Genomic DNA, 13232 nt, shown 5'->3' on the forward strand with positions numbered 1-13232 from the left:
CAGTGCAGGCCGGGCCACCATGCCTGTCTCGCCCAATACCGCCAGCCGAACCGGGGGAGTGTCCGGGCCGGGAATCGGGGGGGTAAACGTGGGCAGGGTGGCCGTCCAGATCAGAGTGCCGTCGCTGCGGTACAGGGCCAATTGCTGAGGCCCGTTCGGGCAGGCGCTGAGGGTCAGCAGGCGGTCACGGGTGGCGCTGGTGGCCGTGCTGGTCAGGCACACAGGGGTAAACGGCGGCGCGGCAAAAGCTTGAGGTGTGGCGAGATTGGCGTCCCGGCTTTCCAGCCCCGCCGCTAGCGTGAGGATGGCGCGGCCTCCCCCCGGCAAGGTATCGAGACTGACACCGCCCGTGACCGGAACCGTGACCTCGGTGGGTGCAGGTTGGCCGGATATGCCGCCCGTGGTGACAGTACGCAGGGTCGCGCCGCCATCGGTCAGGACAGCCAGCCGCAGCACAGGCAACCCTTCTTCGGTGCCGGTACAGGCGGCGAGCAGCAGGGGCAGAAGGAGGAAGGGCAGACGCTTTGGCCGAATTGGGGCGGCCCCCACGCTCTTTCCACTGACCGCCAACCACTGACCACCCACGAACCGCCCTATCAAGTTCCGTTTCAACATACTGACCTCAGAGGGACAAACAGCATCAGCGGACGCCCGGCAACAGTGTGGGCAGGGGCGTCAGGCCGCCGGAACCGATGTCGAACAGCGGATAATTGGTGCTGCCGGGCAGCCCGATGGCGAGGCGGTAGCGCTGGATGCTCAGGTCTATTTCGGCCTGAAGTGCCCAGCAGCAACGGTCTATGGTGAGGCCGATGACCGGCGCGAGCGGGGTGGGATTAAGGCGCACGCCATCTTGCCAAGTGAACGTTTGGCGCAGGCTGGCCGTGAGGTACGCGCCGGGTTTGGGGCCGTTGCCCAGCGCCAGCCCCAGCCGCAGCGGGTTCAGGGTCAGGCTGTCGGTGGCCTTGTCGTCGGGGAAGGTGCCTGTGCGCGTGCGGCTGTAATTGGCCGTGCCAGACAATGAGAACCGGGTGCCGAATTGCCAGTTGGCCGTCAGGTCGGCGCGGGCGAGTTCGGTGCGCTGCTGATCGAGGCCCTTCACATTGAACAGGGCCGTCGCGCCGATGCTCTGGCCCGGACGGCTGGTGCGGAGGCTGGCGTTTAGGCTGGGGCGAGTAAAGCCGAAGCGGGCCACATCGAAGGGGCCGCCGTAGGTCACCTGCCAGTTGGTGGCCTGCCCCGCCACCGTGCCCACGCTGAAGCTCACCGTGCCACTTTCCTTGACGTTGGCGGGTTGGTTGATCAGCAGATCGTGTGTCGTAGACAGCGTGTAAGCCCCGCGCCAAGTCACACTGGCACTACCGTTGAGCCGGGGCGTGGCCTGCGCCGATAAAGTGGCCGCGTCGGTAGGAAAGGTCAGCGTTTCGCGGGCGCTGACAGTGAAGGGATTGAGCACCGTGTCGCGCGTGCCCGTCGCATTAAATTCTGCACCGATGGCACTGATATTGGGCGTCTGGACGGCGTGCGTGACGAACACGTTGAAGTTGTTGGTTCGCACGTCGCCCGTCACAGTGGCCCGCACCGTGAACGGCGAATACCCCCCGGAGCGCGTGTAGCCACCAGTGGCCGAAAGCGCGAGATTGGGCGCGGGCCACAGGCGGCGAATAGGCGGGGGGGCGGGGGGCGTGACAGGCGTGCTGGTGGTTGCCGTGCTGGACGCTGCGGGCGGAGTCGTCGTGGTCTGACTGCTTGTCGTCTGGGTGGCTGTCGTCTGGGCAGCTGTCGTCTGGGCAGCTGTCGTCTGGGCAGCTGTGGTTGCCGTACCGTCAGCCGCAGTGCCGCTTGCTGAACTGCCCGCACCCGTTCCAGTTTGCGCTGTCCCGGTTTGCGCTGCGCCCGAGTTGGCGGGGATTTGACTGGCAGTGGGAACCGCCTGACTCTGGCCTGTATTAGTTTGGCCCGAACTGGTCTGACTCGCGTTGGCCCGGTTCGCCGCCGCGATCTGCTCGTCGGTACGCGGGTCGCTGAGCGTGATGGAATAATTGGCGCTCTCCACCACTCCGGTATAGAAGTTGTGCGACAACGACGCCGACGCGCTCAGCGGTACGCGGTTTACCGACAGGTTGAAATTGGCAGGTGCCTGCGCCTCTGGCCCCAACATCAGGTCGCGGGTGAGCGAGACGCCAAAGGTCACGTCCTTGACGGGTACCGTGTTGACGGTCAGGCCGATGGGCGCACTGACGCGGCGGCCCGAAAGAGCATCGAAGGCGAAAGGACTTGTGCCCTCGATGCGGGTGTACGCGCCGCTGACGGTGAACGTGTTGGTGGTATTCCAGCGCTGGGTCAGTTGTGCGCCGAGGTTGAGTTGCACGGTTCTGGCCCCGGTGCCGTAGTAGCGCCCGGTAAAGGTATTGCTGAGGGTCAGGTCGGCGTTCGTCCACGGCTTGGCGGTATAGCCGAGGGTGTGCTGTTCCTCTAGGCGCGACGTGGAAATGTTGATGCCCTGCAAGGTAGCGCTGCGTGAGAGCGGATTGCTTTGGCCCGTGTACTGCCCCACCGTGAACTTGAAATCGGCGCTGAGGCCGCCCTGTACGTAGGGTTTGGGGTCGATGACGACTTCGGGCTGCTTGAGGGGCGTGGTCAGCCGCGTGACTCCCTCCGGGCCGTAGCGGTCTACGTAATTGAACTGCCCGCTGAACAGCGGATACTCCACGTTCACGCCAAAATTGACGTTGGTGACGCCGCGCTCCGGATCGGTAGAGGCGCGGCCCAGATCGCTGCGGGTAACGCTCAGGCTGTAATCGAGGTCGCGCACGGCGGTCACGAGCGGAATCCGGCCCTTGGCGCTGAAATTGATGTCCAGATCGGTGCCGGGCTGCAACGTTCCATCGGCCAAAAAGGGGCGCGGGTTGTTGAGGACGTACAGATTCAGGCGGTCTATGAACGGCAGCGGCTGATAGGAACGCAACGACACGCCGACGCCGAAGCTGGGGTTGCGGTTCTGGTAGTAGCGCAGCAGCGTCGTGCCCAGCGTGGTGGAGCCGATGCTGAAGGGCAAATCGGCCTCCACGGTGTAACCGTCCTGCGCCGCCTGCCCAATCGAGAGGCGCGGCTGACGTTCGGGGTCGTTGAGGGGCAGCACCAGCACGGGCAGATACAGCACCGGAAAGTCGGCCAGCAGCAGTTGGGCGCGGTAAGCCACCAGCCGGTCTCCGGGATACACGATCAGGCGTTCGGCGCGGAAGGCGTAGTCGTTGGGCGTGCGGCCACACTTGGCGCAGGGCGTGAAATAGCCGTTACTGGCCCGCAGTTGCCCCGGAATCCGGTCAACCTCCGAACCCCGAATTTCCAAGTCGGCGTCGCTGATCAGCACGTCCTGTCCGGTGAGTTCCTCGGTGCCCAAATCCACCACCAAGTTTTCTCCGGTCAGTGTTTGCGCGTCAGAGGCCGAAAAGTAGCTGGCCTTGCCCACCAGCGTCAGCGTGCGGCGGGTACGGTTGTACTCCACGCGCAGGGCTTTCACGATGTCGTCGTCTACCCGCAGTTCCACGCCGCCCGACTCCTGTGCGCCACTGATCAGTACGATTTCTTGGCCGTCCAGTTGCCGCAGCTCCAGCGTATCGGCGCTGATGATCTTGACGGTGCGGGCCTCTGCGCCGCCCACGAGTCCGGCGAAGGTGAGTGCCGCGCCCAGCAGCAGGCCTGCCAGCCTGTTCTTCCGCCTTCTGACTGTGCCGGATGCACCCGCCCGTTTCATTGGGTCATCCAAGAAGGAGCGGCGGGGGAACGGGCGAAGATACCCGGAGAGGCGGGAGAAGGCAGCGGGCGAACCAGCGCCAGCACGGGCCGCGTTTCCTCTGCCCCACCTGCCAGCGCACTCAGCGACGTGCCGGGGTAATAGAAGCCCAGCACGTGCAGATGGTCATAGCCCTGCCGCGCCAGCCCCAACGCCCCGTACTGAGAGAGGCCGACGCCATGCCCCGCGCCCGCGCCCTCCACGATGAGGGGGTTCAGGCCCGACAACGTGGCCCGGCTACTGACTGCGCCCAGCGAACGCACGAAGCCGCCTGCATCGGCCCCCGAAATGCGGGCCACTCCTGACGCACCCGTGAAACTGATTTCTTGCGGTCTGCCCGACGCGCTGACACTGGTAACCGTGACGGCCTGAAGGGTGCCGACGCGCACGCGGTAGCGCCCCGCGACGTCCTGTACTTTGCTCAGCGGAATCTCTAAACGCCACTGCGCACGCGGCCCACCCGCCGAAAAGGGATCGGCTTTGGCGGTCAGGTAGGGCACGTCTTTGCCCCAGACCTCGGCACTGGACGCCGTGAACCCGCCCGAATCGCTGGAAAAATAGGTGCTGGCCGCCTTGCCCGCGTAGGCCACGACTTGCCCGGCGGTGGCGGCGATGGCGGCATCGGTGGCAGGTTTTTCAGAAGAGAGTCCGGTGTAGACCTGACAGCTTTCGGTGGCGCAGGTGTCGTAGGGCAGAGCCGGATTCACGCGGGCGGCGACGTAGGTGCGGGCAATCACGGCCTGGGCCGCCAGCGCCGCAGCGGGCCAGGAACTCGGCATCTCGGACGCCACGACGCCGCGCAGATAGTCCTCCACATTCACCACGTTGATGGCCTGCACGCCGCCGCGCTCGGTTCGCAGGAACACGCCGCCCCGGTAGGCCTTGCCGCCGATTTCCACCACACTGCCGGGGGTCGGCGGCAAATACAGGGTGGCGTTGCCGGAATCCTGCCCGTTCAGCGTGAGGCGTGCGCCTGCGCCGCTGCCCTGCACGCCCACGCGCCACGCCGCCAATTGCAGGGGCGCGGGGGTGGGCACCGCCGGATAGACCGGAAGGGGCGCTACCGGAGGGGCCGCCACCGGAACCCGCACCGTCAGGCTGGGCGCGGCCAGCACCAGCACACGCACATTCAGGGCCGAGGCCGCAGAACAACACAGCAACCCGCCCAACATCAAGACGTGTGCGGGCAGCCGGGAACAGAAACGCGGTGCAGACATGTGCGGCGAGTATACGCAGCCCCCCCTTTGTGGGCCATGAGAAAGGTCGGCTGTAGGGAGAGCAGATCGGCGGAGGTCAGGCGTCTAAGGGTCTAGGGTCGAAGGAAGAGCAAGGGCATACCTCGCTGCTCTCTTGTCGTGCCGCAAGTACCGGACTCCGCAGGGCAACAGCTTGAGCCAGAGCCTGTCATCAGTTTTTAGACCCTTGAGCCGTAGACACAGCACCCTTAGACGCCCTTCCCGCAGCCCACGCGCCACAACCCACAGCCCAAACACGCCATCATGCCCCATGACGGCAGCGGCAGCGGGACAGGTCTGGGCACACGTCGGGCAATCTTTTTCGAAAACGGAATACGACATCGTAGTCATCGGGGCCGGACGGATGGGCGCGGCCTGTGCGCTGTATCTGCGGCAACTGATGCCGGGTTCCAAGCTGCTGATCGTGGAGCAGGGCGGCCTGCCCAACGAAGACGGCGCGACGATTCTGGCGGCGGGCGTCTGGACGGTGCAGGACATTCCAGAGGGAAAAGAAGGCCAACTGTGGACAGCGCGGGCCGACTGGACAAGGGCACAGTTGGCTGTTCAGGACGGGATTCAGTTTCAGACGCACCTGCTGCTGAGCCTGCACTCCACAGGGGGGCCGGGGCGGGTACGGACGGCGGAGGCTTTGGCCGCGTCTCCGGGTTCGCTGGCCCTATTGGACGCCGATCTGCTCCCCTTTGCCGAGCCTGACCCCACGGCGGCCACCTACAGACCCGGTGCGCTGGCGGCGGCTCAGGCGGGGGCAGCGGTGCGGGCGGGCGCTGACCTGATGCTGAACACTGGGGCGCACCCCATCCCCGGCGGCGTGCGCCTAGACCGCCTGACCGTGACCAATACGCACCAGATCGTGACGCACGAAACCCACACCATCCGGGCCGGATTCGTGGTGGTGGCTGCTGGAGCCGAAGGGCCGGAACTGCTGGAGCAGGGCCTAGGCATTCATACCACCCACGCCCGCGCCTACCGCCAGACGCCGCGCCTGAATGCACCCAGCGAAGGCGGCGGCGAGAGCGGGGCCGACCTCTCCCCCGTTCTGCGGGTGAATGGTCTGATGGTACGCCCGCAGAACGGGGGCTACACGCTGTATCCGCGCATTCATCACCGCGATCCACACGGCTACGTGCCCACCGGGGGCCGCCTGACCGGAGTTCCGGTGGGCCTGCGCCGCGAAACGCTGGAAGATTGGGTGGGCCTGATGGACGCCCTGCCTGTGCTGGGAACGGAGGCGCTGGAGACGGGCCGCAGCCTAGCCGATGTGCCGGGCGCGTGGCTGGCCTTGCCGAGGGGCCAAACAGACGCGCCGCCGCTGCATCAGCGCGTGTTGCCAGACGTATCGCTACTGCTGGGTGGCCCGCTGGCCGATACGTTGGGACTGGCGGTGGCGTTCGACTTGGCGGCAGACTACGCGGGACGAAGCGGCAGACCTTGGGAAGAGGGCAATCGCGTTGCTCACCCACCCCCTCCCAGCCTCCCCCCTCAAGGGTGAGGAGCTAAAACCAAGTTTCTAGGTTTTGCCGTTCGCCCTTGCCTCTTGCGACACTCGCAGAACTACGGTGCAGCAGGGCCACCCCGCAACCTCCCCGCTCCAGCACCTTAGACTTTTAGACCCTTGACCCTTAGACCACGCTCCCTACGCCGGATTCAGCGTCAGCATCGTGATTTCTGGCGTACACAGGTTGCGAACTGGCAGCCCGCTGACGCCTAAGCCCCGGCTGACGTAAGCAGGTGTAGCGTGCGCCCCCGTGACCCAGCCCATCGCGTACTTTTGGCCGTAGCGACTGGGCACCATGGGTGCCCCCAGCAGCGGGAACCGCACCTGTCCGCCGTGCGTGTGGCCGCACAGCACCAAGCCCACCGGAGCGAGCAAATCGGGCAACAGGTCGGGATTGTGGCTGACCAACAACGTGGCGCGGCCCCCCGCTTCGGCCAAAGCTGCCGCCGCGTCGGGCTGGCCGTGCCACAGGTCGTCTACGCCGCCAATGTGCAGGTCGGCACGCGGGGTGCGGCCCTCATTTCGCAGCAGGGTCACGCCCGCCGCCGCAAACGCCACCCGCAATTCCTCACGCCGGGCCTGCCAATCGGAGCGCTTGGAGCCGTAATGCCGGTTGCCGTAGTAGCCGAAGCTGCCGTAATCGTGGTTGCCCCACACGCCGTACACGCCCAGCGGCGCACGCAACCGTGCCAATTGCGCCAGCAGCGGCGTGGGCGGGCCGTCGGTGCGGTAATCCATCAGGTCGCCGCCCAGCAGCACCAGATCGGGGCGCTCGGCGTTGGTGGCGTCTATCCACCCCTGCACGTTGTTTTCATGGATAAACAGGCCGTAATGCAGGTCGGTGAGGAAGGCCACCCGCAGCGGCGCTTGCAGTCCGGGCAAAGGGCGTGTGTGGCGCGTGACGCCGTGCCGGTAACTCTGGGCCACCGTTGCGCCGCCGAGTAGCCCCACCGCCGCGCCGCTGCCCAGCAGCCCACGCAGGAAGCGGCGGCGGGAAGAGTTGGGCACGGTGGATGATGGAGGGAGGTCGGACACGCGCACAGGTTAGGGCAGGCGGGCGCGGCGGGGCGTCCTCCAGAAGTTGGCCCTAACAGACAGGAGGGCAGGTACCGAAGCCCGTCCCGTGATCTGCGCGGCAAATTTCTTGACCCAGTTCAGAGTTGAAACCTGTACCGGGCGCTACACTGCCGCCTATGTCTGGTGCTGCCTCCCCCGAAAACCTACTGACCCCAACTCTTCTGGTCATTGACGTGCTGGACGAGGAAGCAGGACTGGCCGACGTGGAGGATTCGCAGGGCCGCACCTTTCAGTTGCCCGCCGAGTGGCTGCCCGGAGCCGCCGACGGGGCCGCCTACCGCGTAGAAGTGTCGGGGGGCCGCGTGACCTTTGTACCCGATGCCGACGGCGCACGCCTGCTGAGAGAACGCAGCAAACAGACGTTGCTGGACTTCAGTGACGAGCACGGCAGTGATGAGCTGGAAGACGGCCCCCAAAGCAGGGACGAATGAGCCGCCAAGTCCTGATCGTGCCCGACCTGCACGGACGCGCAGACCTGCTGATCGCCGCCGCCGAACGCTACCCGGACGCCCACTTTCTGAGCCTCGGTGACGCCATAGACCGGGGCAGGCACAGCATGGAAACCGTGCAACTGCTGCTGAACCTGAAAGACCAGGGCCGCGCCACCCTGCTGATGGGCAACCACGAGCGCATGGCCGGAGAAGGCCTGAAATGGTACACGCGCTACACGGGCACGCACGATCTGGGCGATTACCGCAAGGCGATGGAAGGGTATCAGTGGTGGATGGGCAACGGTGGAGACAGCGTGCGCAAGGAACTCGGCAGCCTGACGCTGGAGAAATTCCCGCCGCTGCTGTCGGCTTATCTGGATCAACTGAAGCGTGTGGTTTACGTGACCACAGACGGAGAAATTCACGACGAACCGCCCAGCGAACCCAGTGTGTTGGTGTCTCACGCCGCGCCGCCCGTGAAGCATCGGCAGTATCCCAATCCGCTTTCGGCGGCGCTGTGGCTGCGGCCATTCGAGGGGCCGTTTGCCATGCCCGACGGCGTGGTGTACAGCGTGCATGGGCATACGCCGGTTCGGACGCCTACACGCCTGTACCGCCATGTGTACATCGACCTAGGCGCGTATGAAACGGGCAGACTGGCCCTGCTGGACGTGAATGTGCAGGCCACACCCGATATCACGGTGCTGTGTGGGCGCGGCGATCCGGCTGTGGCCCGCCGCTACAGCGCGTTCGGAGAGGCCATTCCGACCCAGAGCGTGAATCTGCTGGGCACGCTCTAGGCAAGGGCAATAACGGACAGCAGGCGCGAGACATCTTCAATTCGCGCCTGCTGGTGTGTGGTTGTTCAGTCGAGGAAGGCCACGAACTCCCGGCCTGCCGATTCGTTTTCGGTGTTCATCAGGACGCGGTGCCACATAGGAAGGTGCAGCGTGGCGTGATCCTTGTGGCGAATGTCGCCGCGCACATACAGTTCGGGGTTGCGCTGGAAAGATTGCCAGTTCCAGTTGCGGGCCTTGGGGTTGGATTTGAGTATGTGGGTGTACCGCTGCATAGAAATCCCGTTGCGGTGCTTGTCGCAGGCCATCACGGGTTCGCCGCCCAAGCGGGCTGCCTCGGCGCAAATGTGGGGTTTGCTGCCCGCGCCCCGCGTCAGGGGTTCGCCCCGGCGGACGCGCTCGGCAGGCACGATCAGGTCGGGCACAGGGGCAAAAAACCATTCGCCTTGACGGATGAAGGCAGCATTGCGGCGGCGCAAGCGGTCTTTGCCGCGCACCCGCAACTGGGCCTCGCTGACCTGAATAGGCGTGGGCTTCAGCGCGTGCATGGCCCCCACCACGTCGCGCACGCTCTGGCCGGGCACGGCGGCGGTAAACAGGTGCCGTTCGTCGAAGCCGCACAGGAACTTGTCTTTGCGCTCGCCCACGCGGGCCAGCAGCAGCAGTTGGCGCAGTTCGGGGCGCACGTCCAGCGTCAGCAGTTCGGGCGCGGCCTCTTCGGGCAGCCGAATCAGAAAGTGTTCGCCGCGTGCGTCGCGGGCCACATCGATATCGAAGGTAGAAGCGCGGCGGCCCCAGCGCGGCAGGTGTGTGGGGGCGGCTAGCACGCGCATGCCCAAGCGGGCGAAGGAACGCTGGAGATGCTGAACGGCTCCGGAAACAGAGCCAGCAGTGTGAATAGTCATGGGGAAAACCTCGGCAGGAGCGCCTTCCGAAGTGAAGCGGCCTGACCAGTCCCCAGCAGATGAATGCAAAGCATGGTCAGACCGCAGAAAGCGCGTCCTTAGCGGGAAGCGGGGAGGGTAAAACGACTGTCGGGTTGGGGTTGTTTCATGCTTGAACCTCCGTGCGTTGAAGTACACCTACTGTAAAAGCCACACCGCCCACCGCGCATCAGCCAAGGGGCAGAGGCGGGGTAGGCGAAGTGGCGTGCAGGAGGGAGAAAATTAGGGCAGGAGATACGGTGGCGGCAAGTTCATCACATGCAGCGAGATACGGGCGTCGGCGGACACGGTTCCGGCCTCCAACTGCTCTAGCAGTGCAGCGATCTCGCGGGCACAGTCCAGCGCGGCCCGGTTCATGCTGGCCTCGCTGAAATACGGATATTCGCGGTCTAGAACGAATTCTTCGGGGTGACTGTAAAACTCACGCAAGTCGTCCAGACGGTAGGCCAACGCCTCCGAGGGCAGAAACGAGAACGGCGACGGCGGATTGGGCGCGTTCACCACCCAGCGGGCGAAAGCGTTGTCTGGAAAGTCGCGCAGGTATTTGTGGTCTAGCCCGTACCAGTCGTCTTTAACCCGGCCCCAAGTGGCTGCTTTGTCTTCGGCAAATTCGGCGGCAAACGCCTGATGGGTGCTGTGGCCGATCAGATGCATCCACAGATTGTCGGTGACCAGATGCGTGAAATACCCCAGTTTGAAGCTGAACTCAGAGAAATCGCCACCCCGCGCTGGCTCCACGAACTCCCGGTAGAAGGCTAAGTCACGAATCCGACCTTCATCTTCTCCGGTCTGCAAAAAATGCAGGATCGATTTGGGCGGGTCAAAACTCGTCCAGTCGTGGTTGGGCCGACCAGAATCGGGGGCCACGTTGCCGATCACGAACATCTGGGCGTCCACATCAGGCAGATACTCCAGCAGAAGCTCCGCCACCCGGAAATGGCTGATCCAAGTGCCCATTCAGCCTTCCAGCGCCGCTTTTAGCCCTTCTGCCACCGCTGATGGCTCGGCTTTGCCCCCGGTGGCCCGCATGACCTGACCGGTGAAAAAGCCCATCAGGCCCACTTTGCCGCCCCGGTAAGCCTCGACTTTGTCGGGGTTGGCAGCCACCGTTTCGGCTATTACGCGGGCCAGTTCGGCGGGGTCTAGGCGGGCGCTCAGGCCTTCGCGCTCGATGATGGCGGCGGGTGCTTCTCCCGATTCGGCGGCGCGGGCCAACGTATCGCGGGCAATGCGGCTGGTGACGGTTCCGGCGGCCAACAAGGCAGCCAAAGGCGCGAGGTCGGCGGGCTGCACGCGGGCGCGGCCTTCTCGGATGGCGGCAGCAAGGTCGTTGACCGTCCACGACGCGACTTGGGCCAGCGTGCTGTCGGTGGGCGCGGCGTTGATAAAGACCAGCAGTTGAGGATCGCGGGCCAGCGTGCGGGCGTCGGCGTCGGCCACCCCCAGCGCGGTCAGGCGGGCAACTTCGGCAGTCTGTTCGGGCGTCAAGATTGTGGGCTGTGGGGCGTGGGTTGTGGGTTGTGGGGCAGCTTTGGCCTCAGCTTTCCCCCGGCGCGTCTCCACTTTGGCTGCCTCGCTGCTCTGGTTGGCCCAAGCATCCTTCAGCGTAATAATTCGCCCGAAGACCAACTTGTCTGCGCGGCTGTCTACCGGATCGCGCCAAAAGTACCCCTGCCGCTCGAACTGGTAGCGGGTGTCTGCGGGATCGGCGGCCACGCTGCCCTCTACGAAACCCTGTGTAATTTTCAGGCTGTTGGGATTCAAGTGGCGCAGGAACGCGGCGTCCACGGGTGCGGCGTCCTCTTCCAGTTCCGGCGCGTCCTCGTCGGCGGCCTCGGTGCGCTCCGGGTTGGGTACGGAAAACAGGCGGTCATACAGCCGGAATTCGGCGGGCAGGGCGTGTGCGGCGCTGACCCAGTGAATCACGCCGCCCGCTTTGGCCTCCTCGCCTAGCAGCGTGGCGTACACGCGGGTCACATTGCCGTCTGCATCCACATCAAAGCGGTCTGCCCGAATAATGCCTGCACCGCGCAGCCGCACCGTGCCGCCGGGAGTCAGGCGCTTGAAGCCTTTGGGCGGATCGGCGCTGAAATCGTCCTGCTCTATGTACAGTTCGGCGCTGAGGGGCACGTCGCGCACGGCCTGTTCCGGGGCAACGCGCTGTCCGGTAGGCAAGGGCACCAAGCCGTCTTCGCTGGCCTGCACCACGTCATGCGGGTAGTAGGGAATGGGGAGGACACGCTCGAAGTCCAGCCCACTGAGGGTCACGGGCAACGGCTCCAGCACCGCCATTACGCGGGGGGCGCGGTGGTTCAGGTCGCCCCGCACGGCGTTTTCGTACACGGCGAGGTCTACGGTGCGGTTGGTACGGCTGACCCCAATCTGGGCGGCAAAAGCCCGCACCGCTTCCGGCGTCACGCCCAACCGCCGCTGGGCACGCAGGGTGGGCATCCGGGGATCGTCCCAGCCCGACACATGGCCCTCATTGACCAACAGCCGCAATTTGCGCTTGGACACGATGGTGTATTCCAAGCTGCGCCGCCCAAATTCGTACTGGTGCGGGCGGGGGCTAAAGCCCAGCGTGTCCATCAACCAGTCGTAAATGGCGCGGTTGTCTACGAATTCGAGGCTGCACATAGAGTGCGTTATGCCCTCTAGCGCGTCTTGCAGCGGGTGCTGAAAGTCGTACATGGGATAGATGCACCACACGTTCCCGGCGCGGTAGTGGTCGGCCCGCAAAATGCGGTACAGCACCGGGTCGCGCAGCTTCATGTTGGCGTTCCCTAGGTCTATCTTGGCCCGCAGCACGTGTGCGCCTTCGGGGAATTCTCCGGCCCGCATCCGGGCGAACAGGTCTAGGTTTTCTTCGACTGGGCGCTCCCTAAACTGGCTGGGCGTGCCTGCCTCGCTGGTGGTGCCGCGCAACCGGGCCATTTCGTCGCCGCTGACCGAATCCACGTAGGCTTTGCCCAGCCGGATCAGTTTCACGGCGTACTCGTAATACCGCTCAAAGTTGTCGGAGGCGTAGTACAGATGCTCGCCCCACTGCCAGCCCATCCACGCCAGATCATCCTGAATGCCCTGCGCGAATTCCTCGCTCTCGCCTTCCGGGTTGGTGTCGTCCATTCTCAGGTGGTAGCGCCCGCCGTACTGCACCGCCGTCTGAAAATCCAGAAACGACGCGAAGGTATGGCCCAAATGCAGGTAGCCGTTGGGTTCGGGCGGAAAGCGGGTGACGACTTGGGGGTATTTGCCAGCAGCCAGATCGCGTTCGATGATCTCGGTGATGAAGTTGTCGATCACCGCATTGGGGGCCACACGCGCCGCGTTGGGGGCAGGAGCAGGGGTAGAGGTGGGGTCAGGGACGGTCATGACACGCAGAATACCCGCCCCGCTTACCCTACGGGCGGGCCTGCTTTGCTGACCGGTCAGGCGGCGT

At 65.0% G+C, this 13232-nt stretch carries 10 protein-coding genes (1 of these 10 only partly in view); 3 read left to right on the top strand and 7 right to left on the bottom strand.

All coding sequences use genetic code 11. The features are described 5' to 3' along the window. The 3 genes in view from SU48_RS11655 to SU48_RS11665 are tightly spaced (at most 25 nt apart) and all read right to left on the bottom strand, a layout consistent with a single transcriptional unit that may run on beyond the window. Positions 1–615 carry the 5' portion of a hypothetical protein gene (locus SU48_RS11655; protein WP_231881619.1) on the bottom strand. It extends 522 nt beyond the left edge of the window, so 615 of the gene's 1137 nt are visible here — the first part of the coding sequence; the start codon lies at positions 613–615; its stop codon lies beyond the left edge, outside the window. A 25-nt stretch (positions 616–640) separates the two neighbouring features. Beyond that, a complete protein-coding gene (locus tag SU48_RS11660; protein ID WP_064015388.1) occupies positions 641–3754 on the bottom strand; it encodes an LPS-assembly protein LptD in 3114 nt (1037 codons plus the stop codon). After that, complete coding sequence (locus tag SU48_RS11665; protein ID WP_064015389.1) at positions 3751–5010, bottom strand: SpoIID/LytB domain-containing protein; 1260 nt, start codon at positions 5008–5010, stop codon at positions 3751–3753. The genes SU48_RS11660 and SU48_RS11665 overlap by 4 nt, the downstream gene beginning before the upstream one ends. 289 nt (positions 5011–5299) lie before the next feature. Here SU48_RS11665 and SU48_RS11670 point away from each other — a divergent pair, with 289 nt between their 5' ends. Next, positions 5300–6538: an FAD-dependent oxidoreductase gene (locus tag SU48_RS11670; RefSeq protein ID WP_064015390.1), complete on the top strand. Its 1239-nt coding sequence runs from the start codon at positions 5300–5302 to the stop codon at positions 6536–6538. 144 nt (positions 6539–6682) lie between these two features. Here the strand turns inward: SU48_RS11670 and SU48_RS11675 are convergent, their stop codons facing one another. Then, positions 6683–7585 (bottom strand): metallophosphoesterase, encoded by a 903-nt coding sequence (locus SU48_RS11675; protein ID WP_064015391.1) that lies wholly within the window; start codon positions 7583–7585, stop codon positions 6683–6685. 152 nt (positions 7586–7737) lie between these two features. Between SU48_RS11675 and SU48_RS11680 the strand changes: the two genes are divergently transcribed. Both SU48_RS11680 and SU48_RS11685 read left to right on the top strand, forming a co-directional pair. Next, positions 7738–8052, top strand: coding sequence for a hypothetical protein (locus SU48_RS11680; protein ID WP_064015392.1), 315 nt, complete (start codon positions 7738–7740; stop codon positions 8050–8052). Further along, a complete protein-coding gene (locus SU48_RS11685) occupies positions 8049–8852 on the top strand; it encodes a metallophosphoesterase (protein WP_064015393.1) in 804 nt (267 codons plus the stop codon). The genes SU48_RS11680 and SU48_RS11685 overlap by 4 nt, the downstream gene beginning before the upstream one ends. 65 nt (positions 8853–8917) lie before the next feature. Here the strand turns inward: SU48_RS11685 and SU48_RS11690 are convergent, their stop codons facing one another. From SU48_RS11690 to SU48_RS11700, 3 genes are all read right to left on the bottom strand, one after another. Continuing rightward, complete coding sequence (locus SU48_RS11690) at positions 8918–9754, bottom strand: hypothetical protein (protein ID WP_064015394.1); 837 nt, start codon at positions 9752–9754, stop codon at positions 8918–8920. A gap of 261 nt (positions 9755–10015) precedes the next feature. After that, the gene (locus SU48_RS11695) at positions 10016–10750 is read right to left on the bottom strand and encodes a zinc dependent phospholipase C family protein (protein WP_064015395.1); all 735 of its coding nucleotides are present in this window, start codon (positions 10748–10750) and stop codon (positions 10016–10018) included. After that, on the bottom strand, positions 10751–13165 hold the full coding sequence (locus SU48_RS11700; protein WP_064015396.1) for a glutamine--tRNA ligase/YqeY domain fusion protein: 2415 nt from the start codon (positions 13163–13165) through the stop codon (positions 10751–10753). Between the last annotated feature and the right edge of the window lie 67 nt (positions 13166–13232).

The sequence above is a fragment of the Deinococcus puniceus genome (assembly GCF_001644565.1).
Taxonomy (GTDB): Bacteria; Deinococcota; Deinococci; order Deinococcales; family Deinococcaceae; genus Deinococcus; species Deinococcus puniceus.